Raw genomic sequence first — 21,887 nt, 5'->3', positions numbered from 1 at the left:
GCGCTTCGCCATCCGCGAAGGCGGCCGCACCGTCGGCGCCGGCGTGGTGTCCGAAATCAAGAAATAGGCTGGCAACAGCTACGACAAGACAAAGGCCGCTTCCGCAAGGAGGCGGCCTTTTTCATTGTGCCGGATTTAGGGGCGTACTCGCAGCAGCTTTTGACAATTGTCTGAACCTTCTATCTTGCAGCGCGCGCCCATTTGGGGCAAACCACCGCTTCGCCTGTAGGGGTATAGCTCAGTTGGTAGAGTACCGGTCTCCAAAACCGGGTGTCGTAAGTTCGAGTCTTACTGCCCCTGCCAGGCGTTATTACAGGATGCGAGGCGCCCGGCTTATTCGCCGTCCTCCGGTTTGCAGGCCGGTTTGCAAACAATTTGGCTGATTGCGACTACAATTGATTGCATCGCTTCATAGATCCAGACCAAGTCATTCCGAAGCAAAAGCGAAAGGTGCGTTATATAATAACAAATAATTTCAATCGGTTATAATTTTCTTCACCGCAGGATTGTAGCATTCTGCGAAAGTTGGAGTACGTTGATATCAATGAGTAGCGAGAATATTATCGGCGCCTTTAGCGAAGATCAGGTTTCGATATTGACTGGTCTGTCTCGTAACCAGCTGGCAAGCTGGCGGCGTGGCGGCTTCGTTCGGCCTGCATTTCAGAATGGTGATAACCCGCGCCAGCCTTTTACTTATGTCTACTCATTCAAAGATCTTCTGAAACTTCGTGTCATCAACCAACTGCGAAATGTGCACGGCGTGATGTTGAGCGAACTTAAAAAGGTTGAGGCTGAGCTGGAGCGCAGAATCGGTCCCGATGCTTGGAGCAAAACCAAGCTCTGGGTTCACAATCGTAAAGTTGTGTTCATTGAGCCGGAGTCAAGTAAAAGACGTGAGGTCTCCAGCAAACAGTTTGTAGCCGAAATCGCCCTCGCAGTCGTGACCACTGATGTGCGTGCGGACATACGTCTATTGAACGAACGAGAAGCGCACGAGCTGGGACGGGCGGAAAAACGTCGGCAGGTAGTTTCATCTTCTCAAGTTTTTGCTGGCACGAGAATTCCTGTTAGCGTCGTCATCAGCTATTTGAATGTTGGCAAGACGGTCAAAGAAATTATTCATGACTATCCCGACTTGACTGAAAAAGACATTCAGTTGGCTCGGTCGATCCTACGTAAACAAGCTGCTTGAGCCGGCGAAAACCTCCCATACCATTTTTCACCGACAACGATATTCCGGATAGTGTTGGTGAGTTCTTGAAGGATTCTGGCCACGATCTGACGCGCTTGCGCGACGTGATGCTTACCACTTCAGCTGATCCGATTGTCGCCACCGCTTGCAGGGAGAGCCAACTTGTTTTGGTTACCCACAACATCAAAGACTTTCGGAAAATCGCGAAGGACTACGAGATTACGAAGAAAGAGGCTGACGGTCTTTGCCGGGTCGAGATGGGCTGCGACCAAGTTCGAGCTCGGGAGCGAATTGAGGAAGCGCTTGATGTTGTAGAGGCGGAGTGGCGACGTCTCGGGCGAACAAAATCAGGTCTAATCATTCACATCGGAAATTCCTTCATTCGCATCTATCGCTGAGTTGGTTACCGGAAATCCAATCTTGGACATCACTCGGCGTGGCAACATTCGTGCTGATAAATTTACTCGTGAAATTAGCGCATAGGCCGCGCGAAGATGTTTACCAAAGTTATCCGCTCCTGCCTCCACTCCAAAATTTGGGGTAGGGGAGGTTTAGCCGACGGTTTTTGTCTATGAGTGATCTACTTTGAAGTTAGGACCCGACATCCCGGATAGATCAGCCCAACGAAAGGCCAGGTTGGAGGGGAGCAAGTAGGCGGAATTGGTTTGCAGGTTCATGGCCTGTTCCGATTTAGTTTGCAGGTTAATGCATTGAATTAATAAGCAAAATAGCAGTCTTCAAAACCGGGTGTCGTAAGTTCGAGTCTTACTGCCCCTGCCGGGCGTCAATCATCCAGAATACAGGTATGGCCTGCCGCGCTGGCCTGACAAGCTCAGGCGCCTGCCAGGGATTCCTGCTTCAGAGCGATCAACATGTCGTGGACCACTGTTTCGCTGCGCGAGACCACACTGGACACGAGTTCGTGGGAAAAGGTCGAGCCGCTGAACCAGGTATTGTTGTGCCCCTGAACGCGCCGGAGATCGCCGAAAAGCCCGGACGCGACGGCCTCGGCCTTGTATTGCGGGAAATATTGCCAGGTTTTCTGGAGCACGACGTTGTTGATCGTGAAGCCGTGCAAAGCGGCTTCGGCAAATAGAATTTCGCGCAATTCGCCAGAGTTCAAGCCATCGGAGAACTGGCCCGTAACGTAGAGGCGCCCGCCCAGATCCGAACTCTCACCTTCCGCGCGTCCACCGAGGATCGCGCCGCGCAGTGAACTGTCCTTCGAGGCCCGGGAGTACCCGATGACCTGGTGCCCGGTGAACCAGTCATTCGAGGCGATCAGCGTGGTCGTGTAGTTCTTCCAGTCGATACTGTCGGCGACACGCTGTTCGAGCGCACTTGGATCGGCAATGGCCGTGAAAAGTTGCATCGGGATTGTCGAGACAATTGCGTCGAACACTTCTTCGGAATCGCGCGTGTGGATCACCGGTTTCGGGCCGGATCGGTCGATCCCAATCACGGGCGTGTCGAGTCTGACGTCAAGCGGCTTGGAGAATCGCTTCCAGAACGTGGTCCAGCCCTGTTCGGGCATATGCAGGTCATTCAGCACACCAGACAGGAGGTATTGGAGGTCGCACCATTGGACAGTCTGGCCGATCGTTGCCTCGTCGACATAACCGTATCCCTGCGTGGTCTGGATGCGATGCATCGCCAGTTCGATCTTGGGGATGTTAAGCGCGCGAACCCATTCGATTGTCGATAGTGAGGCTTCCTGCATGACTTTCGGGTCGTCAGGCCTCACGCGGATTGCTTTGCGCAGCGCGCCGGCCTTGCGGATGAATCGCGTGACCTGCAGGGGCAGCGGGGCGCCCGGTCCCTGCTTGACGTAATCAAAGACGGATTGGCCGTCGAAGCGGGCTTCTCCGAGCCGTTTCAGGGTGATGTCATTGGCCTTCATCCAGCCTTTGATCATTGTGTGGGACCGCGTCGTATAGCACGTGCCCATTTCGTTCAAGTTGTCGCCGTTAAGAATAGAAAAAGACTTTCCGCCGATCCTGCCCTCAGCTTCATAGACAACAGCGCGGATCCCCCGTTCCTGCAAAAAATGCGCCGCACTGAGGCCTGCGGGACCGGCCCCGATAATCGCGATTCTGTATTCGTTCTCAGTGGCCAAGTTGTGTTTCATGAACCGTAATTGTTAACCAAATTATCGGCACTCTCATAAAATTAGTCCTTGGTGACAAGGCACATATTCATCTTATCGCGGTATTCAGACTTCATGCCGATAAACGGGTCTCAAATTTCATTTCTGAAGTATCTGCTGCAGCGCAGGCATCCAAACGTGACAGCGGTTGATCGCGTCGTGCTGCTCGAACAGCATTTGGCCTTCGCGAGTCACGCCGCCACCATGGCTGGCGTGATGATCGTGAATTCCACCGCGACGACAATGATGATCTCACAGAACGTTGCCAATACATCAATGCACTATTGGATGTTCCTGAATTGGATCCTGGCTGCAGTTCTGGTTATCGATTCGATACTCAAACGCAGCCTTTCGCGGCCAACTGCCGTGAGTGGACGCTACCTGCGGCGGTCCGAATGGCTGGCTTATGTGTTCGGCGCGGCATGGGGATCGCTGCCGTTCTTCATAAACGATTCCGAACAGCGTTCGTCGGTCCTTTATGGGGCATTGCTGATTCTACCGATGATTGCCGGCATGTCGGCACTGTTGCCTGCCGTACCAAGAGTTGCGCTGCGATATGCGGGGGCAGCCGTGCTTCCACTGCTCCTTTATGCCGGATTGTCCTCGGCAAATTCGGGCTTCACGATTTCCCTAATGGTCCTTGTTTTTATGTTTGCCTTCTATTTTGGCATGAAGCGGACCTATTTGACCTTCGTTTCCAACGTTGAGTCCCGGATCCAGGCGACGGAATCGCACGAAATCCTCATTGGCGCTCTGAATGCCAGCGGCCAGGCCTTTGCCTATCTCGACGCCAACGGGAACGTTCTGGTGCAGAACGATCTCCACAAGACATATTTCTCGGGCACCGAAAGTGATCTGACGACGGGGTCGCGCCGCCCGCCCAAAGCGGGCGAAAGATACTGGCAGAAGTCTGTCGCGAAGGTGCCGAATGGCGGGCATGTTATTCTCCATGCCGATGTGACCAAACTCGAACAGAGTAAGCGGGACATTGAGGTCGCCAAGGAAGAGGCGGAGACCGCAGACGCGGCCAAGACCCGCTTCCTGAACTCGATGAGTCGCGAGTTGAAAGTGCCACTCGACGTGATTGTGGGGTGCTCGGGTCTGATGGGCAGCGATTCGAATATTCCGTTCGATGAACGCGAGTTCCGGGGCTATGCCGACCAGATTCGCAAACACGCATCTTATCTTGGTGGAATCATCGATCAGATCATCAGCTTCTCGAAGCTGAACCGTGAAACCGTGACGGCCGACGATGAAGTGGTTGAGCTGTCCGAGATCATCAACAGTGCCGTTGGGCGCGTGCGGCTCGCGTCGCCGGGCTATTCTGATGTGCCGCTGCAGGTGAATATCGAGCCGGGACTGCCCCAAGTTTACTATGATCGCACAGCGCTGGAGCGGATTGTCCAGAACCTGGTGACCAACGCGTTTGAGCATGGGGCTGCGTCACCGATTTCCGTCAAGGTTTCGCGGATTGTGGGCCGAGGCATATTGCTGATGGTCAGGGATCGTGGGTCAGGCATGCGCAAGGGAGACCTCGACAAGGCGTTCGAGCCTTTCTTCCAGAGCACGCGCAAAAACGAACTGAAGAACGGTCGCGGTGTCGGTCTCGGCCTGTCAGTCAGTCGCAAGCTGGCGCGCCAGCACGACGGTGATGTGCTGCTCGACAGCCAGGAAGGCCGTGGAACCAGCGCATTCCTCGTGATTCCTCCAAGCCGGTGCATTACGGCCGCTGACCACCAGAACCAATCGACGGCGCGCGAAACCTCCTGAACAGAAATCAGGCGGGGCGGTTCGTTTCCCCAGAATGCGAGCGACCGCGTTCAGATTCTGCGATCATGGCCTGAAATTGCGGGGTGATTTCCGGGCTCTGTTCGGGCGCGCCGAGATCTTCGGCGATGCCGCTGATCGCCACGGCGCTGCCTTTTCGGCCGATGATGCGCGCCAGCATGCTGCTGACAGCGACCCGTTCCCTGCCCGCGAACACTTCATGGACATAGCAGACATAATTGTCCTGCCACCCGACGATTGATGTAAAGACTTCGAATTTTTGCGGGAATCGAAGTGCGCCCGTTTGGCGAATGGATTCCGCCTGAATGATGGGAAGCCAGCCATTCCGCCGAATGAGACGTCCGAGGCCAATCCGAATGACGGAGTTGATGGTCGCAAGGTCGGTGTATGACCGTATGCGATGCAGAGGGACAGTTGGGGCGAACGCGTGATCGGTCATCCAGACGCGAAGCCCGATACGGGTGGGTTCGAGCGGGTCGCGGGAAGATTGGCCGCGCAAAGCGGCCAACAAGATGAACATGAATCGCGCGAACAAATTCAATTGGGTCCCCTCCGGGCAAACTGGACGATGGGCCTGGGATTTTGCCGCTGTCTTCCGGCGGCTCGGCCACTCGGAAACATGTCCTAGCTTTCGACAGTATCAGACAATACCGCGTATCCACCACCATGAAATAATAGCGGACGGGCGTCATGGTCTGCGGCAATGCGAATGACTTCACCCAGAAAAATGACGTGATCTCCACCATCATGCTGCGCGTAAGTTCGGCATTCCAGCCGCGCTGCGCTTCCAGGCAAAATGGGCACGCCGCCTTCGCCCGGTTCGAATTCCATGCCTTCAAACTTGTCCACATCGCTCATGGCGAACCTGCGTGACAAGGCAGATTGGTTCTCGCGCAGGATATGAACACAAAAGTGCCGGGCTGCCTGAAAAGCTGCGAGGTTGCGCGATGCGCGGCTCAGAGACCAGAGAATCAAGGGCGGATCCATGGATACCGAGTTGAAGCTGTTGGCGGTCACACCAAACGGCGCGCCGTCCTCGTTTCTTGCGGTAATAACGGTAACGCCTGTGACAAACAGGCCAAGTGCGTTGCGAAATGTACGGGCATCAAATTCCATATGTCACCATCTAAGTTGGTTTCGCTGCAGGGCAAAGCCGATTTTGCCGTTCATCAAGCCGCGTTGACCCGCGTGAGGAATGCCGTTGAATGCGCGAATGAGCGCGTCCCGACGCTTCCGGACCGTCAGCGGGGCTCGCGTCAGGAAGAGGTATCCAGCATATGACGGACCCCACGCAAGCCCAAACGCCTCCGTCCAAAGGCGCGCCTTGTCCCTGGTGGCGGGGCGCCGCGATCTACCAAGTCTATGCCAGGAGCTACCTCGATACGAATGGCGACGGGATTGGCGATTTACCAGGAATAACCGAGAAGCTCGGATACATCGCATCACTCGGCGTGGCGGGAATCTGGATATCGCCATTCTTCACCTCGCCGATGAAAGATTTCGGCTACGATGTGTCTGACTATTGCGACGTCGATCCGATTTTCGGCACGCTTGATGATTTCGACGAACTGATAACGGCGGCGCACGTCGAAGGATTGCGCGTCATCATCGATCAGGTCATGTCCCATACATCGGACGCGCATGACTGGTTCAGCGAGAGCCGCGCGGACAGGACGAATGCGAAAGCGGCATGGTATGTGTGGCGGGATGCAAAGCCGGACGGAACGCCGCCCAACAATTGGCAAGCTGTATTTAGCGGCGCTGCCTGGACTTGGGATGCGCGGCGCCAGCAATATTACATGCACAATTTCCTGTCGAGCCAGCCGCAACTGAACCTGCACAATCGAGAAGTTCAGGACGCGTTGCTCGCCGCGGCGCGCTTCTGGCTTGAACGCGGCGTTGACGGATTCAGGCTCGATGCCATCAATTTTTCGATGTTCGATCCGGCCTTTCGTGACAATCCTGCCTGGGATGTCGGTGATCGCACAATAACGCGGCCGCATGACTTCCAGCACCATGTGCACAACCAATCGCACCCGAGTATCCCCATGTTTCTGGAGCGCGTGCGCGCGCTGACCGATGGATTCGGCGCGGTATTTACCGTGGCGGAAGTCGCAGGAGCCGACCCGTTGCCCGAGATGAAAGCCTTCACGACTGGCGAACTTCGATTGAGCTCGGCCTACAACTTTGACTTTCTCTATGCTTCCACATTGACTCCGGGACGGGTCAAGCGCGCGCAGTCGAACTGGATGGGCCCGTTTGACGAGGGGTGGCCGGCATGGGCCTTTTCGAACCATGACGCGCCGCGTTGCGTCAGCCGCTGGTATGACGGACCCGACCGGGCCCGGTTTGCAAAACTGACCAATGCGCTACTCCTCAGCCTCCGCGGCAATCCGATCCTTTATCAGGGAGAAGAGCTGGGCTTGCCCCAAGCCGAGGTTCCGTTCGAGCACTTGCAGGATCCGGAGGCGATCGCGAATTGGCCTCGCACATTGGGCCGTGACGGGGCCCGCACGCCGATGCCATGGATCCATGACGCGCCCGGAGCAGGGTTCACGACGGGCATACCTTGGCTGCCAGTGGGGCAGGGGCACGCGACTGTGGCGGCAGACGTCCAGGAAACGGCCCCGGGATCGGTCCTGAATTTTACGCGACACCTGCTGACCCTTCGGCGATTGTCGTCCGCCCTGACCCTGGGTGACATAGCATTCGAAGAAGCGGATGCGCCGCTTCTTGTATTTTGGCGCGCGCGGGGCGACGAAAAGGTGCTTTGCGTGTTTAATCTGGGGGCATCATCCCGGTCGCGCCCCGATTGCATGCCGTCAGGCGCAACCGTGTTGGCAGAGACCGGATGGGATGGTGAATTTTTAGGCGACGTACCCGAATATTCGGTCTGGATTGGTCGACTCTGAGCGAACCGCCGTCGAATATGACAGGATCGATCCCAGGGACCGAACAGGACCTCCCTGTCGCGCAACCCAAATCAGTGCGTGACGCTGACGCGTGAGAGCGCTAACATGACTGTTTTTGGCACCGTTGCCAAAATACTATACTCAGAATCGCATTCTTGCGGCATGCGAGAATTAGATTGTGCGGGGAGCGTCCACGATGGCCAAATTCATACCGGTTGATCCGTTCGATATCGTCATATTCGGTGGCACTGGCGATCTCTCCCGGCGTAAGCTGTTGCCGGCGCTCTATCACCGGTGGCTGGACGGCCAGATCCCGGAGACAAGCCGGATTGTCGGCACAGCGCGTTCGGAGCTTTCCACGAAAGCGTATCGCGACATGGCCCGTGAGGCCTGCGAGACGGCGTCTGGAAAGAACTGGGATGCCAAGGCGTGGAAGGGGTTCGAAAAACTCGTCGAATATGTCTCGATAGATGCCACCGATCCCGATGCTGACTGGCCGACGCTCAAATCCAAACTGTCTGATGAACCAGAGCGAGCGTGCGTCTTCTATCTAGCAACGTCGCCACGCCTCTATGTCGGCATTTCCGAGGCGCTTGGGCGGGCAGGCCTGGCGACACCGCAAGCACGGGTCGTCCTCGAAAAGCCGATCGGCACTGACCTCGAATCCGCCCGCGAAATCAATGACGGGGTCGGCGCGGTATTCGCAGAGCGCCAAGTCTTTCGCATCGACCATTACCTTGGCAAGGAAACGGTGCAGAACCTGATGGTCCTGAGATTTGCCAACATGCTGTTCGAGCCCCTCTGGTCGCGCAATTATATCGACCATGTCCAGATCACAGTGGCTGAGGACCTCGGCCTTGAGGGCCGCGCGGACTATTATGACAAGTCCGGCGCGCTGCGTGACATGGTTCAGAACCATATGCTCCAGCTGCTATGCCTGACGGCGATGGAGCCCCCTAACCATCTCGACGACGACGATATCCGGACGGAGAAGATCAAGGTGCTGAACGCCCTGGTGCCGATCACGGGCGAGGCGGCGCGGCGGCTGACTGTACGGGGCCAATACAAGGCGGGCGTGCGCGGCGATGAACCTGTGAAAGGCTATGTCGACGAATTGAGCAGTGGTGCCGCCAGCACCACGGAAACCTTCGTCGCGATCAAGGCATCCATCGACAACTGGCGCTGGGCTGGCGTACCGTTCTACCTCAGAACGGGCAAGCGTTTGCCCTATCGCCATTCCGATATCGTGATCCAGTTCAAGCCGACCCCGCATTCGCTGTTCGGCGAAGGCAACGACGCCGTGAACCGGCTGGTGATCCGGCTTCAGCCGGATGAAGGTGTGCGCCTCTATGTGCAGATCAAGGAGCCCGGTCCTGGCGGCTTGCGCGTGAAATCCCTTCCGTTGAACCTGTCTTATGCCGAAAGCTTTACGGTGCGTTATCCGGATGCCTACGAACGATTGCTGATGGACGTGGTGCGGGGCAATTTGTCCCTGTTCATGCGCCGCGATGAGGTGGAAGCTGCGTGGACTTGGGTCGACGGCCTGATCGACGCCTGGGATCGTTACGGCGATGCGCCGGATCTCTACGCTGCCGGCAGCAATGGACCGCTCGCGGCCGCGATGATGATGGACCGCGATGGGCGTGAGTGGTTCGAAGGGAAATAGGCGTATGAAACACGAATTCCTGACGCATTCGAGCCGAGACGAGGCCGCTGATTTTGCCGCGCGCATGGCCGTGGGCGTTTTGTCGGCTGCGATCGAGGAGTCCGGAAAAGCCTGTTTCATGGTGTCGGGAGGATCAACCCCCGCGCCCGTGTTAGACCGGCTTGCGCACACAGATATGGCGTGGAGCCGGGTGACCGTCGGTCTTGTCGACGAACGGTGGGTCAGCTCGGATCATCCAGGATCGAATGAGCGCCTGGTGCGCAGTCATTTGCTGACCGGCAAGGCTGGGGCTGCCGGATTCGTGCCGATGAAGACTGCCGCGCAGACAGCCGTTGCTGCTGTTGCTGACCGGAATCTCGCCTACGGGCCGCATTCCGACCCGATTGATCTGATCCTTTTGGGCATGGGGAGTGATGGGCATACCGCAAGCTGGTTTCCAAAAGCCGGCGGCCTGACAGGCGCCATGCATGCCAAGAATGGAGAGATCGTTGCCGCGATTGATGCGACCGGCTGTCCCGTCGCCGGGGACCTGACGGAACGGCTGACGCTGACGGGGCCAGCGATCATCGACTCCGATGCGGCCATCCTCCTGATTTTCGGCGACGAGAAGCGGGAGGTGTTGAACGCGTCTCTCAAATCGGAACCCGATGACCGCCCAATCCGATTCGCCGTTGATGGGCTCGGCCCCCGCCTCACAATCATATGGGCCCCATGATGACACACATGAATCTCGCCATCGCGTCTGTAACGGACCGCATTCGTCTTCGGTCGAAGGACACGCGCGCCGCCTATCTGGACATGATCCGGGCGCGTCGCCCCGACGGGTTTGCGCGGATGAAGATGACCGAGGGTAACCTGGCCCATGCCTCGGCCGGCTGTGCTGTTATGGAGAAGGCAGAACTGCTCGGCGGCGGCTGGCCCAATATCGGCATCATCACCTCCTATAATGACATGCTGTCGGCGCATGCGCCGTTTGAGCATTATCCGGATATCATTCGCAGGGCGGCGCGCGAAGCAGGCGCGATTGCACAGGTGGCGGGTGGGGTGCCGGCCATGTGCGACGGCGTCACGCAAGGCCAGGAGGGCATGGAGCTTTCGCTGTTTTCGCGAGATGTAATCGCAATGGCCTCAGCGATCGGGCTGAGCCATGACGTCTTCGACGCAGCGCTGCATCTCGGCGTGTGCGACAAGATCATTCCGGGCCTTGTGATAGCAGCGCTTCGGTTTGGCTGGCTGCCGTCGGTCTTCGTGCCAGCAGGGCCGATGCCGTCTGGCCTGCCCAACCCAGAGAAGGTGCGCATCCGCCAGCTGTTTGCCGAGGGCAAGGTGGACCGCGAGCAACTGCTCCGCGCGGAAGCCGAAAGCTATCACACGCAGGGCACCTGTACGTTCTACGGCACGGCCAATTCCAACCAGATGCTGATGGAGGTCATGGGCCTGCACCTTCCGGGCGCGGCCTTCACCAATCCCGGAACGTCGCTGCGCGAGGGGCTGACGCGCGCAGCGACGCATCGTGCTGCTGCCATTACAGCGCAGGGCGATGACTACCGTCCCATGGGCGAACTGATTGACGAGCGGTCTGTCGTGAACGGGATTGTCGGCCTCATGGCGACCGGCGGGTCGACCAATCATGCGTTGCACATTCCAGCGATGGCCGCCGCTGCGGGCATCCAGGTCACGCTGGAGGATTTCGCCGAAATCAGTGCAGTGACGCCCTTGCTGGCGCGCATCTATCCGAACGGACCTTCGGACGTGAACCATTTTCATGCGGCCGGCGGGATGGGTTTTCTTGTCCGCGAATTGCTGGGGGCAGGGCTGATGGATGGGGGCGCGCAGGGGGTGGCAGGTCCCATCTCGGGCTATGATCGCGAGCCCTACCTGGATGGCGGGAAGGTCGTCTGGCGCGCCGCGCCGGAAAAGAGTGGCGACCTGGAAATCCTGCGGCCCGCATCCGATCCGTTTTCAGAGGATGGCGGACTGCGCTTGATGAGCGGTCCGCTGGGCCGGGGCGTCAGCAAGGTCTCTGCGGTGAAGCCCGCCAATCGCGTTCTGGAAGCGCCAGCGATCGTGTTCGAGACACAAGGCGCGCTGAAAGCGGCGTTCGAAGCCGGAAAACTGGACCGCGACTTTGTCGCCGTGGTCCGGTTCCAGGGGCCGGCGGCCAATGGGATGCCGGAACTGCACGGGCTGACGCCTGTGCTCGGCATCCTGCAGGACAGGGGGTTCAAAATCGCACTTGTTACCGATGGTCGCATGTCCGGTGCGAGCGGCAAGATTCCATCTGCTATCCATATGAGCCCCGAAGCGGCGCGCGGCGGACCCTTGGCGCGGGTCCAGGACGGAGACCTGATCGCATTCGATTCCGAAAAAGGGACGCTTGATATCAAGGTGGACAGCGAGACCTTTGCCTCGCGTGAGCCGGCCCCGTTTAGGCCGAATGAATCGTCGGTCGGTCTTGGCCGGGAAATGTTCTCCTATTTCCGGCAGATGGCCGGAACGGCGGACTCGGGCGCCAGCCAGTTTTCGTTCTTTGGCGAGGAGTCTTGAATGGTGATGGATGAGTTGCTGGTTGGCGACGTTGGGGGAACCAATGTCCGCTTTGCGATGGCCCATCGATCAACCGGCCGGTTTGTCATCGATCATTTTGAAAAACTGGAAGGCGACGATTTCGGATCATTCGAGGACGCGCTGGCGTCCTACCTCGAGACAACCGGCCTGAAACCGGACCATGCCTGTTTTGCGCTCGCCGGTCCTGTGCGCGCAGGCGAAGTCCTGCTGACCAATCGCCGTTGGCATGTGTCTGCACGCCATGTATCCGATCGGTTCGGCATCGGGGCCGTGAATCTTCTCAATGACTTTGCCGCCATGGCGCGCGCCGTGCCGGAGTTTGACCCAGCCACTTTCGAGACCATTGTTGAAGGTACACCGCGGCAAGGGGCTCCCGTCCTCGTCGCTGGCCCCGGCACGGGTTTTGGCGTCGCGACGCTGCTCGGAAGCGGCGAATCGACCTGGCATGTCCTGAGCGGCGAGGGTGGGCATGTGGCGTTCTCGCCACGTGACGATACCGAACTGGAACTCGCGCGGATCCTGCTGGCACGGCATGGCTATGTTTCGAATGAGCTTGTCGCGTCTGGTAGCGGACTCAATGCCGTGCATGAGGCGTTCTGCGAGATGCACGCCCGGACGTACAAGGAGACCGGTCCGCAAGAGATGCGCCGGCTGGCCGACGCGGGCGATGAAATGTTCCGTTCGCTCATCCAGTTGCGGGCAAATACGGTCATGACCGCCGTAGGCGATCTCGTGCTTGCAAACGGGGCGCTTGGCGGTGTGGTTCTGGCCGGCGGCGTCACCGATCGTATTACAGACTTCCTGAAATCACCCGAAGCATGCGAACGGTTTTTTGAGCGCGGTCCGCTCTGCCGATATTTGCGCAATTGTCCGGTCAGCCTGATGCGCGACCCGGAAGCGCCGTTGATCGGAGCTGCGGCTTTCCACGAACAGGAGATAAAGTAATGACGTTCCCCCTGAGATCACTCGTGGAGGCCGCGACCAAGGCGCCGATTGTGCCCGTTCTGGTCGTCGACCGCATTGAAGTTGCGGCCCCCCTTGCGCGGGCGCTCGTTGATGGCGGCCTGACAATTGCCGAAGTCACGCTGCGAACACCTTCGGGACTGGCGGTTATCGAAGAGATGAAATCTGCCGAGCCTGGACTGAAGGTCGGGGCGGGTACCGTGTTGACCGAATCCGATGTCGAGAACGCCTTGGCGGCCGGTGCAGATTTCCTCGTGGCGCCGGGCATGTCGCCAAAATTATTGGCCGGATTAGGCGGCCACCGCCGCCTGATGATTCCCGGCGTTGCGACAGCCAGCGAGGCCATGGCCCGGCACGAAGACGGGTTTGACCTGTTGAAGCTGTTTCCGGCCTCGATTGCCGGCGGGGTCAGCGCGCTCAAGGCGCTTGGCGCTCCGCTGCCGCACCTGCGCTTCATGCCGACAGGCGGCATTACCGAGGCGGATGTCGGCAAATACCTCGCCCTTCCCAATGTTTTCGCGGCCGGAGGCTCGTGGATTGCGACGGGCGCCGACATTGCTGCTGAAGACTGGAAGGGAATCAGTGCCAAAGCGCGCAAGGCGCTGGCTGCGATCTGAACCGGGATTGCCGTTTTCAGCAAATTTCTGAGCGCTTTCAGGCCTGCCCGTTCGGCGTAGCGCGTCAGCCGTGGTAGAGTGCCCGTGCGTGACGCACCGCCGCAGCTATTGGCACGTGAATTAAGGTACTGAAGGCGGTAGAGTCACGCTCCGAGATATAATGTGCCCGTCTGTTGCGTGACGGGCAAAACCGTCCTAATCCGGCGCCAGACAAGGTCAGGAGACACTGAACATGACCGAGATAGAACGGCTTGCACTGGATTATTTTCCGGTGATCATATTCCTGGTGATTGGCGCGGCGATTTCGGGCCTGTTCATTGCAGGTTCCGCGCTGTTGGCGCCGTCAAACCCTGATCCTGAGAAGAACTCGGCCTATGAGTGCGGTTTCAACGCGTTCGACGATGCGCGGATGAAATTCGACGTGCGATTCTATCTCGTTGCCATTCTGTTCATCATCTTCGATCTCGAAGTCGCGTTCCTGTTTCCCTGGGCCATCACGCTGGGCACGATCGGCCTGGTCGGGTTCTGGTCGATGGTCGTCTTCCTGGGCGTGCTGACCATCGGATTCGTCTATGAATGGCGCCGCGGTGCGCTGGAGTGGGAATGATGGCAGATGACGGTTTCAAAAAATACGCGCTGGGCGGTGCCCGGGCAGGGGTTGAAGGGGGCTTTGTGCCTCGCGACGACGACCCGTTCTACAATGGCCTGTCAGACTCACTGGCCGACAAGGGCTATTTCACGGCTGGCGCCGACGACCTGATCGCCTGGGCGCGCACCGGTTCTCTGATGTGGATGACGTTCGGCCTGGCGTGTTGCGCGATCGAGATGATGCACGCGGGCAACCCGCGCTATGACCTTGAGCGTTTCGGCATGGCGCCGCGCGGTTCGCCGCGTCAGTCGGACGTGATGATCGTTGCCGGCACGCTGACCAACAAGATGGCGCCGGCCTTGCGCAAGGTCTACGACCAGATGCCGGAGCCCCGCTATGTGATTTCCATGGGCAGCTGCGCCAATGGCGGCGGCTATTACCACTATAGCTATTCGGTTGTGCGGGGATGTGACCGGATCGTTCCGGTCGATATTTACGTACCCGGGTGCCCGCCGACAGCTGAAGCGCTGGTCTATGGCTTCCTGCAACTGCAGAAGAAAATCCGCCGCGAAGGCTCGATCGAGCGCTAGGGGAACCAAGATGAATATCGAAGCGCTGGAAGACCTCGCTGCTCATATCAAGGCGACTCAGAACGATGCCGTTCGCGTGTCGCAGATCGCTGTCGGCGAGCTGACCCTGCTGGCCGAGCGCGACCATATCGTGCACCTGCTGCGCTTCCTGCGCGACGACCAGCAATGCAATTTCGAAACGCTGATCGACATTTGCGGGGTCGATTATCCGGAACGGTCCGACCGGTTCGAAGTCGTATACCATCTCCTGTCGATGCGCATGAACCACCGCATCCGGGTGCGCATCCGCACCGATGAGGAAACGCCGGTGCCGAGCGCCACGGTGCTTTGGCCTGCGGCCAACTGGTTCGAGCGCGAAGCCTTCGACATGTACGGGATCCAGTTTTCCGACCACCCGGACCTGCGCCGCCTTCTCACCGATTACGGATTCGAGGGTTATCCGCTGCGCAAGGATTTCCCGCTGACGGGCCATTATGAGGTTCGCTACGATGATCTCGAAAAACGCGTGATCTACGAGCCGGTGCAATTAACGCAGGAATACCGGAACTTCGATTTTCTTTCGCCCTGGGAAGGCATGCCAGTCGAGATTCCCGGCGACGAGAAAGCCGTCTCCGAGGAGGCACCTGAATAATGGCCGACACGACCCACACCTCTATCGACGACGAGCGCAAGTTCACGCTGAACTTCGGGCCGCAGCACCCGGCCGCGCACGGCGTGCTGCGCATGATCATGGATCTTGATGGCGAAGTCGTCACCCGGATCGACAGCCATATCGGCCTGCTACATCGCGGCACAGAAAAACTGCTTGAATACAAGACCTTCCTGCAAGGTCTGCCATATTTCGACCGGCTTGATTATTGTTCGCCGATGAACCAGGAGCATGCTTGGTGCCTGTCCATCGAGAAGCTGATGGGCATCAAGGTGCCGCGCCGCGCGAGCCTGATCCGCGTGATGTTCTCCGAGATTGGCCGGATCATGTCGCACATCCTCAACGTGACGACGCAGGCGATGGATGTCGGTGCGCTGACCCCCATCACCTGGGGCTTTGAAGAGCGTGAAAAGCTGTGCGTGTTCTATGAGCGGGCCTCGGGCAGCCGCATGCACGCGGCGTATTTCCGTCCGGGCGGCGTGCACCAGGACCTGCCGCAATCCCTGTTCGACGATATTGCCGAATGGTGCCTTCACTTCCCGGTGGCGATGAACCGGCTGGAATCGCTGATAACCGAGAACCGTATCTTCAAGCAGCGCAATGCCGATATCGGCGTTGTCGACGTGAAGACGATCATGGACTGGGGTTTTACCGGCGTGATGGTGCGTGGCTCGGGCCTCGTTTGGGACCTGCGCCGCTCGCAACCCTATGAGTGCTATGATGAACTCGACTTCAAAATCCCGGTTGGCAAGAATGGCGACAATTATGACCGCTATGTCTGCCGCATGGAGGAGATGAAGGAATCCACCAAGATCATCCAGCAATGTATCGAACTATTGGCGAAGGAAGGTCCCGGACCTGTCCTGCCGAAACATTCGAAGGTTGCGCCGCCGCGGCGTGCCGAGATGAAGAATTCGATGGAAGCGCTGATCCACCATTTCAAGCTTTACACGGAAGGCTTCCGCGTGCCGGCGGGCGAATGCTATGCTCCGATTGAAGCGCCGAAGGGCGAGTTCGGCGTCTACCTGGTCTCTGACGGCACCAACAAGCCATATCGCGCCAAGGTTCGCGCGCCGGGCTTCCCGCACCTTCAGGCCATGGACCATCTGTCGAAGGGCCACATGTTGGCAGACGTCTCGGCCATCCTCGGCTCGCTCGATATCGTGTTCGGTGAGGTTGACCGTTGAGCGCCTCGACCGATCTCGTCCAGCGCCAACTTGATGCCTACAATGCGCAGGACATTGAGGCCTTCATGGCATTCTATGCCGAGGATGCCGAGCTGGCGGGCCTCAATAGCGCCGTGAGCCAGTCGGGCCATGGTGCCATTCGCGCGCGCCACCTAGACCTGTTTGCCGAGTTTCCGGAAAACCGGGCAGACGTGGTCAACCAGATCGACCTCGGTTCCATCGTGATGGTTCATGAGCGTGTCGAGCGCGCGCCCGGCGGTGACAATTTCGAAGTCGCGGCGATCTATACGCTCCGTGATGGCAAGATCGCCCGCGTCGATTTTGCGCGGGGAAGTTGATTGATGGCTGTCCTCCCGGAACATCGTCTTTCGATCATGACATTGGGCGTGCAGGACCGCGCGGCCCTGACGGCGTTCTATGAGGATGTTATCGGGTTCAGGAATGTCGGCCCCGAAGGGATGACCCTGTTCGACATGGGCGGCTTCCTGCTCGGTCTCTGGGAAGAAGACAGGCTCGCTAAGGATGCCGGCCTGCCGCATAATCGCGCCGGCGATTTCAAGGGCGTTGCGCTGGCCTACAATGCGCGATCCATCGAAGAGGTCGACGGAATTTTCGCGCGGCTCAAGGATGCTGGCGTGAAAATTACCACGGCGCCGCACAAGGCATTCTGGGGCGGCTATTCCGGATATTTCGCGGATCCCGAGGGCAATGCCTGGGAAGTCGCATTCAACCCGTTTTGGACACTGGATGAGGCAGGCCGCGTCGTGCTGCCCTCCGCGGAGGACGTTTAGATGGCATTGCGCCGGTTTGATATCGAGGCAGGCGGCGACACGTTCGCCTTCAAGCCCGAGACTGAGGACAAGATTGCGTTCTGGCGGGCCAAGTATCCGGCGGACCGGCAGCGCTCGGCCGTGATTCCGATGCTTTGGCTGGCCCAGAAGGACAATAATGGCTGGTTGTCCGAGCCGGCTATGCGCGAAGTCGCCGACCGCTTGGAGATGGCGTATATCCGCGTCTACGAAGTGGCGACTTTCTACACGATGTTCCGGATGCAGCCGGTGGGCAAATTCCACATCCAGCTGTGTGGCACGACGCCCTGCATGCTGCGCGGCGCGGAAGCGCTGAAGGAAGTCTGCAAGAAGGATATCGGCCCGGCCATGTTCGTTACCGACGACAAGCGCCTGTCATGGGAAGAGGTCGAATGCCTTGGCGCCTGCGTGAACGCGCCGATGGCGCAGATCAATGACGACTATTTTGAGGATCTCACGGCGGACAGCTTCAGCAATATCCTGTCGAAGCTGAAGCACGGCGCTGAAGTTCATCCGGGCCCGCAAATCGACCGCGTCAATAGCGGCCCCGAAGGCGGCACGACCGTGCTGACCGAGCCGCACCTGTTCGATGGGACGCGGAACAAGACGTCTTCATTGCCGAACCCACCTGTTCCGGCGGAGGATGCAAACGCAGACGCCAAGGGCATGCCGAAGGAATCGGCGCCAACCAATACGAAGCGCGAAACGCCCGATGCCGCGCCGGGAGCCAAAACGACCCTGCTGCCGAAGCGCGACGGACCACCCGCCAAGAAGAGTGATGAGGACTAGGACATGTTGCAGGACAAGGACCGCATCTTCACCAATCTCTACGGGCTCCACTCACCGGGCCTGGAAGCCGCGCAAAAGCGTGGCGCCTGGCACCTGACGCGCGAGATGCTGGCGCTCGGGCCCGACTGGATCTGCGACCAGATCAAGGCCAGCGGTTTGCGTGGACGTGGCGGCGCGGGATTCCCGACAGGCCTGAAATGGACCTTCATGCCGAAAGAGGTGCGCGAGCGCCCACATTATCTGGTCGTCAACGCGGACGAGTCCGAGCCGGGCACCTGCAAGGACCGCGAGATCATGCGCCACGATCCGCACCTGCTGATCGAGGGCTGCATGGTGGCGAGCCGCGCGATGCTGGCTCACAAGTGTTATGTCTACCTGCGCGGCGAGTACATTGCCGAGCGCCACGCGATGGAAGCGGCGATCAAGGAGGCCTATGAGGCCAAGCTGATCGGCCAGAACAATGTGAACGGATGGGATTTCGACATCTACGTCCATCACGGCGCCGGCGCGTATATCTGCGGCGAGGAGACCGCGCTGCTCGAAAGCCTTGAAGGCAAGAAGGGCCAGCCGCGCATCAAGCCGCCATTCCCGGCGAATGCGGGCCTCTATGGCTGCCCGACGACTGTGAACAATGTCGAGTCGATTGCGGTTGCGCCGACAATCCTGCGGCGCGGCGCGGAATGGTTCGCCGGCTTCGGCCGTCCGAACAATTCCGGCACCAAGCTGTTCTGCATCTCCGGCCACGTGAACAAGCCGTGCAATGTGGAAGAAGAGATGTCGATCTCGTTCCGCGACCTGATCGAGACCCATTGCGGCGGCATTCGCGGCGGCTGGGACAATCTGAAAGCCGTGATCCCGGGCGGGTCGTCGGTGCCGATGGTGCCGGCCGACCAGATCATGGACGCCTATATGGATTTCGACACGCTGCGCGACCTCAAGTCAGGTCTCGGTACGGCGGCCGTCATCGTGATGGACAAGGACACCGACCTGATCAAGGCGATCGCGCGCCTCGCTTACTTCTACAAGCACGAATCCTGTGGCCAGTGCACGCCGTGCCGCGAAGGCACCGGCTGGATGTGGCGGGTGATGGAACGCATGGTCAAAGGCGAGGCCGAGCATGACGAGATCGACACGCTGCTCGACGTGACCAATCAGGTCGAAGGCCACACGATCTGCGCGTTTGGCGACGCGGCGGCCTGGCCGATCCAGGGCCTGATCCGCCATTTCCGGCCAGAAATCGAAGCCCGTATCAACGAATACCGTCTGCCCCGCGCCATGGTGCAGGGCGCAGTGATCGCGGCGGAGTAGGGAAGACATGACCGACACGTTCAAGCTCAATATCGATGGCCAGGACATCGAGGTGCCGAAGCACTACACGCTGATGCAGGCGTGCGAGGAAGCGGGCGCCGAGATTCCGCGCTTCTGCTACCATGAGCGGCTCTCTGTTGCCGGCAATTGCCGCATGTGCCTCGTCGAATGGGAAGGCGCGCCGAAGCCGATTGCCTCGTGCGCCCAGACCGTCGGCGACATGCGCCCGAACCGGGACGGATCGGCGCCGAACGTGCGGACCAAGGGCGACTATGTCCAGAAGGCCCGCAACGGCGTGATGGAATTCCTGCTGATCAACCACCCGCTTGATTGCCCGATCTGCGACCAGGGCGGCGAATGCGACCTGCAGGACCAGGCCATGGCCTATGGCCGGGGCGGCAGCCGCTATGACGAAAACAAGCGCGCTGTCGTCGACAAGAACATGGGGCCGCTGGTCAAGACGATCATGACGCGCTGCATCCAGTGTACGCGCTGTATCCGGTTCGCCGCTGAAGTCGCAGGCGTCGAGGAAATCGGCATGATCTCGCGCGGCGAGAATGCCGAGATCACGACCTATCTCGAAAAGTCTCTGACCTCGGAACTGTCCGGTAACGTTATCGACCTCTGCCCGGTCGGCGCGCTGACCTCCAAGCCTTACGCCTTCAATGCGCGCCCGTGGGAGCTGCGCAAGACGTCCTCGATAGACGTCATGGATGCGATGGGCGCGGCGATCCGCGTCGATGCCAAGGGCGACGGCGTGATGCGGATCCTGCCGGATACCAATGAGGAAGTGAACGAGGAGTGGATTTCCGACAAATCCCGCTTCGTCTGGGACGGGCTGGCCCGCCAGCGCCTCGACAAACCTTATATGCGGGTCAACGGCAAACTCGTGCCGACGACCTGGGGCGAGGCATTTGCTGCTGCGCAGACGGCGCTTTCCGTGACTGCCGACAAGATCGGCGTTGTCGCCGGTGACCTGATCGAAGTGGAGCAGGCCAAGGCAGCACTCGACCTGTTCCGGGCGCTCCGCGTACAGAATACGGACTGCCGTCCTGCTGGCGCCGCTTACGGCACCGACGGTGTGCGCGAGCGCTATATCCTCAACCCGACGCTGATGGGCGTGGAAGAGGCCGATGCGCTGTTGCTGATCGGCACCAACCCGCGCGTCGAAGCGGCGGTCTGGAATGCCCGCATCCGCAAGTCGTGGCTGTGGGGCGACCTGAAGGTCGGCATGATCGGCGACGCAGCCGACCTGACTTATGACTACGACCATCTTGGTTACGGCGGAGACGCCTTGGCCAACGTCGCTGGCAGCGACTTCTACAAAATTCTCAAGGACGCCAAGCGGCCGATGGTCGTTGTGGGTGAAGGCGCGCTCTGTCGTGCTGACGGTGAGGCGATCCTGAGTGCTGCCCTAAAGCTGGCGCAGGATGTCGGTGCTGTCGCGGATGGCTGGGCCGGGTTCGGCGTCCTGCACAATGCAGCCGGCCGTGTCGGCGCGCTCGATGTGGGTTTCGTGCCGGGCGACAATGGCAAGGCGACGGGCGCCATTCTTGGCGGTGGGATGGAGACAGTTGTCCTGCTCGGCGCAGACGAGGCGGACCTGTCCGGTCTTGGCGGCGCGACGGTGATCTATGTCGGATCGCATGGTGATGCGGGCGCGGCACGCGCGGACATCATCCTGCCGTGCGCAACTTATACCGAGATGGACGCCACCTATGTGAACACGGAAGGGCGCGTCCAGATGACGACACGCGCTGTCCAACCCAAGGGCGAGGCCCGCGAAGGCTGGGCCATTTTCCGCGCACTGTCGCAAGTCATGGGCCAGACTCTGCCCTACGACACGGCCGACGCGTTGCGGGCAGGCCTGCGCGGCGCTGATGGCGAAAGCACGGTCTTTTCCGGACAGGGGTTTGCGCCGGGGGCAGGCGGCGTCAGTGCGCTGCAAGCTGACGTCAGCGGTGTTGGCGGCACGATCAAGGCGGACGCTTTTGCCCCAGTGATAGATGATTTCTACCTGACCAATCCCATCGCGCGGGCGTCCAAGACCATGGCGGAGTGCTCAGCGCTCAGCACGGCTCTAGACACTCCGGTAGCAGCGGAGTAGGGCGGCG

At 59.4% G+C, this 21,887-nt stretch carries 21 protein-coding genes, 1 tRNA gene and 1 pseudogene; 20 read left to right on the top strand and 3 right to left on the bottom strand.

The annotated features are described in order from the left end of the window. From ACESNB_RS01635 to ACESNB_RS01620, 4 genes and pseudogenes are all read left to right on the top strand, one after another. Positions 1–67 (top strand): annotated as a pseudogene (locus tag ACESNB_RS01635) (elongation factor Tu); the annotation flags it as partial. A 160-nt stretch (positions 68–227) separates the two neighbouring features. Continuing rightward, positions 228–303: transfer RNA gene (locus ACESNB_RS01630), tRNA-Trp, on the top strand. A 241-nt stretch (positions 304–544) separates the two neighbouring features. After that, a complete protein-coding gene (locus ACESNB_RS01625; protein WP_373002895.1) occupies positions 545–1,192 on the top strand; it encodes a DUF433 domain-containing protein in 648 nt (215 codons plus the stop codon). Beyond that, a complete protein-coding gene (locus ACESNB_RS01620) occupies positions 1,189–1,590 on the top strand; it encodes a DUF5615 family PIN-like protein (RefSeq protein ID WP_373002893.1) in 402 nt (133 codons plus the stop codon). The genes ACESNB_RS01625 and ACESNB_RS01620 overlap by 4 nt, the downstream gene beginning before the upstream one ends. A gap of 434 nt (positions 1,591–2,024) precedes the next feature. Here ACESNB_RS01620 and ACESNB_RS01615 read toward each other — a convergent pair whose 3' ends face one another. Further along, positions 2,025–3,320: an FAD-dependent oxidoreductase gene (locus tag ACESNB_RS01615; protein ID WP_373002891.1), complete on the bottom strand. Its 1,296-nt coding sequence runs from the start codon at positions 3,318–3,320 to the stop codon at positions 2,025–2,027. Positions 3,321–3,476: 156 nt separating this feature from the next. Here ACESNB_RS01615 and ACESNB_RS01610 point away from each other — a divergent pair, with 156 nt between their 5' ends. Then, a complete protein-coding gene (locus ACESNB_RS01610) occupies positions 3,477–5,108 on the top strand; it encodes an ATP-binding protein (protein WP_373002889.1) in 1,632 nt (543 codons plus the stop codon). Positions 5,109–5,115: 7 nt separating this feature from the next. Here the strand turns inward: ACESNB_RS01610 and ACESNB_RS01605 are convergent, their stop codons facing one another. Next, a complete protein-coding gene (locus ACESNB_RS01605; RefSeq protein ID WP_373002887.1) occupies positions 5,116–5,646 on the bottom strand; it encodes a hypothetical protein in 531 nt (176 codons plus the stop codon). A gap of 104 nt (positions 5,647–5,750) precedes the next feature. After that, positions 5,751–6,242 (bottom strand): flavin reductase family protein, encoded by a 492-nt coding sequence (locus tag ACESNB_RS01600; protein WP_373002885.1) that lies wholly within the window; start codon positions 6,240–6,242, stop codon positions 5,751–5,753. Between the two features lie 161 nt (positions 6,243–6,403). Here ACESNB_RS01600 and ACESNB_RS01595 point away from each other — a divergent pair, with 161 nt between their 5' ends. The 15 genes from ACESNB_RS01595 (at position 6,404) to nuoG (ending at position 21,880) form a co-directional block, all read left to right on the top strand. After that, positions 6,404–8,038, top strand: coding sequence for an alpha-amylase family glycosyl hydrolase (locus ACESNB_RS01595; protein ID WP_373002883.1), 1,635 nt, complete (start codon positions 6,404–6,406; stop codon positions 8,036–8,038). A gap of 196 nt (positions 8,039–8,234) precedes the next feature. Then, positions 8,235–9,704, top strand: a complete 1,470-nt coding sequence (zwf, locus tag ACESNB_RS01590) for a glucose-6-phosphate dehydrogenase (protein WP_373002881.1) — start codon at positions 8,235–8,237, stop codon at positions 9,702–9,704. 4 nt (positions 9,705–9,708) lie between these two features. Continuing rightward, the gene (gene pgl / locus ACESNB_RS01585) at positions 9,709–10,419 is read left to right on the top strand and encodes a 6-phosphogluconolactonase (protein ID WP_373002879.1); all 711 of its coding nucleotides are present in this window, start codon (positions 9,709–9,711) and stop codon (positions 10,417–10,419) included. 8 nt (positions 10,420–10,427) lie between these two features. Next, entirely contained in the window at positions 10,428–12,251 is a 1,824-nt protein-coding gene (gene edd, locus ACESNB_RS01580; RefSeq protein ID WP_373002877.1) for a phosphogluconate dehydratase, read from the top strand. Next, a complete protein-coding gene (locus tag ACESNB_RS01575) occupies positions 12,252–13,217 on the top strand; it encodes a glucokinase (RefSeq protein WP_373002875.1) in 966 nt (321 codons plus the stop codon). Then, complete coding sequence (locus ACESNB_RS01570) at positions 13,217–13,852, top strand: bifunctional 4-hydroxy-2-oxoglutarate aldolase/2-dehydro-3-deoxy-phosphogluconate aldolase (protein ID WP_373002873.1); 636 nt, start codon at positions 13,217–13,219, stop codon at positions 13,850–13,852. Before ACESNB_RS01575 ends, ACESNB_RS01570 begins: the two co-directional genes overlap by 1 nt. Positions 13,853–14,084: 232 nt before the next feature. Then, positions 14,085–14,459, top strand: a complete 375-nt coding sequence (locus tag ACESNB_RS01565; RefSeq protein WP_373002871.1) for an NADH-quinone oxidoreductase subunit A — start codon at positions 14,085–14,087, stop codon at positions 14,457–14,459. Further along, entirely contained in the window at positions 14,456–15,031 is a 576-nt protein-coding gene (locus ACESNB_RS01560) for an NADH-quinone oxidoreductase subunit B family protein (protein ID WP_373002869.1), read from the top strand. The genes ACESNB_RS01565 and ACESNB_RS01560 overlap by 4 nt, the downstream gene beginning before the upstream one ends. A gap of 10 nt (positions 15,032–15,041) precedes the next feature. Continuing rightward, positions 15,042–15,662: an NADH-quinone oxidoreductase subunit C gene (locus ACESNB_RS01555; RefSeq protein WP_373002867.1), complete on the top strand. Its 621-nt coding sequence runs from the start codon at positions 15,042–15,044 to the stop codon at positions 15,660–15,662. Then, on the top strand, positions 15,662–16,867 hold the full coding sequence (locus tag ACESNB_RS01550; RefSeq protein ID WP_373002865.1) for an NADH-quinone oxidoreductase subunit D: 1,206 nt from the start codon (positions 15,662–15,664) through the stop codon (positions 16,865–16,867). The genes ACESNB_RS01555 and ACESNB_RS01550 overlap by 1 nt, the downstream gene beginning before the upstream one ends. Beyond that, a complete protein-coding gene (locus tag ACESNB_RS01545) occupies positions 16,864–17,205 on the top strand; it encodes a nuclear transport factor 2 family protein (RefSeq protein ID WP_373002863.1) in 342 nt (113 codons plus the stop codon). Before ACESNB_RS01550 ends, ACESNB_RS01545 begins: the two co-directional genes overlap by 4 nt. 3 nt (positions 17,206–17,208) lie before the next feature. After that, positions 17,209–17,658: a VOC family protein gene (locus ACESNB_RS01540; protein WP_373002861.1), complete on the top strand. Its 450-nt coding sequence runs from the start codon at positions 17,209–17,211 to the stop codon at positions 17,656–17,658. Beyond that, a complete protein-coding gene (gene nuoE, locus ACESNB_RS01535; protein ID WP_373002859.1) occupies positions 17,659–18,465 on the top strand; it encodes an NADH-quinone oxidoreductase subunit NuoE in 807 nt (268 codons plus the stop codon). It begins immediately after the preceding gene. A gap of 3 nt (positions 18,466–18,468) precedes the next feature. After that, positions 18,469–19,773: an NADH-quinone oxidoreductase subunit NuoF gene (nuoF, locus tag ACESNB_RS01530; RefSeq protein ID WP_373002857.1), complete on the top strand. Its 1,305-nt coding sequence runs from the start codon at positions 18,469–18,471 to the stop codon at positions 19,771–19,773. 7 nt (positions 19,774–19,780) lie between these two features. Next, entirely contained in the window at positions 19,781–21,880 is a 2,100-nt protein-coding gene (gene nuoG / locus ACESNB_RS01525; RefSeq protein WP_373002855.1) for an NADH-quinone oxidoreductase subunit NuoG, read from the top strand. The last annotated feature ends 7 nt before the right edge of the window (positions 21,881–21,887 follow it).

The organism is Hyphomonas sp. (genome assembly GCF_041689225.1).
Classification (GTDB): Bacteria; Pseudomonadota; Alphaproteobacteria; order Caulobacterales; family Hyphomonadaceae; genus Hyphomonas.
Note: the sequence above shows the minus strand (reverse complement) of the source record. Positions and strands in the feature narration are given on the sequence as shown.

Bases quoted from the DNA above. Each gene is read 5' to 3' on its own strand.
- ACESNB_RS01605 (WP_373002887.1), bottom strand. From the start codon at position 5,646: ATGTTCATCTTGTTGGCCGCTTTGCGCGGCCAATCTTCCCGCGACCCG.
- ACESNB_RS01595 (WP_373002883.1), top strand. From the start codon at position 6,404: ATGACGGACCCCACGCAAGCCCAAACGCCTCCGTCCAAAGGCGCGCCT.
- ACESNB_RS01540 (WP_373002861.1), top strand. From the start codon at position 17,209: ATGGCTGTCCTCCCGGAACATCGTCTTTCGATCATGACATTGGGCGTG.
- ACESNB_RS01565 (WP_373002871.1), top strand. From the start codon at position 14,085: ATGACCGAGATAGAACGGCTTGCACTGGATTATTTTCCGGTGATCATA.
- ACESNB_RS01575 (WP_373002875.1), top strand. From the start codon at position 12,252: ATGGTGATGGATGAGTTGCTGGTTGGCGACGTTGGGGGAACCAATGTC.
- pgl (WP_373002879.1), top strand. From the start codon at position 9,709: ATGAAACACGAATTCCTGACGCATTCGAGCCGAGACGAGGCCGCTGAT.
- nuoG (WP_373002855.1), top strand. From the start codon at position 19,781: ATGACCGACACGTTCAAGCTCAATATCGATGGCCAGGACATCGAGGTG.
- ACESNB_RS01570 (WP_373002873.1), top strand. From the start codon at position 13,217: ATGACGTTCCCCCTGAGATCACTCGTGGAGGCCGCGACCAAGGCGCCG.
- ACESNB_RS01555 (WP_373002867.1), top strand. From the start codon at position 15,042: ATGAATATCGAAGCGCTGGAAGACCTCGCTGCTCATATCAAGGCGACT.
- edd (WP_373002877.1), top strand. From the start codon at position 10,428: ATGAATCTCGCCATCGCGTCTGTAACGGACCGCATTCGTCTTCGGTCG.
- ACESNB_RS01550 (WP_373002865.1), top strand. From the start codon at position 15,662: ATGGCCGACACGACCCACACCTCTATCGACGACGAGCGCAAGTTCACG.
- ACESNB_RS01600 (WP_373002885.1), bottom strand. From the start codon at position 6,242: ATGGAATTTGATGCCCGTACATTTCGCAACGCACTTGGCCTGTTTGTC.
- nuoE (WP_373002859.1), top strand. From the start codon at position 17,659: ATGGCATTGCGCCGGTTTGATATCGAGGCAGGCGGCGACACGTTCGCC.
- ACESNB_RS01560 (WP_373002869.1), top strand. From the start codon at position 14,456: ATGATGGCAGATGACGGTTTCAAAAAATACGCGCTGGGCGGTGCCCGG.
- ACESNB_RS01615 (WP_373002891.1), bottom strand. From the start codon at position 3,320: ATGAAACACAACTTGGCCACTGAGAACGAATACAGAATCGCGATTATC.
- ACESNB_RS01625 (WP_373002895.1), top strand. From the start codon at position 545: ATGAGTAGCGAGAATATTATCGGCGCCTTTAGCGAAGATCAGGTTTCG.
- nuoF (WP_373002857.1), top strand. From the start codon at position 18,469: ATGTTGCAGGACAAGGACCGCATCTTCACCAATCTCTACGGGCTCCAC.
- zwf (WP_373002881.1), top strand. From the start codon at position 8,235: ATGGCCAAATTCATACCGGTTGATCCGTTCGATATCGTCATATTCGGT.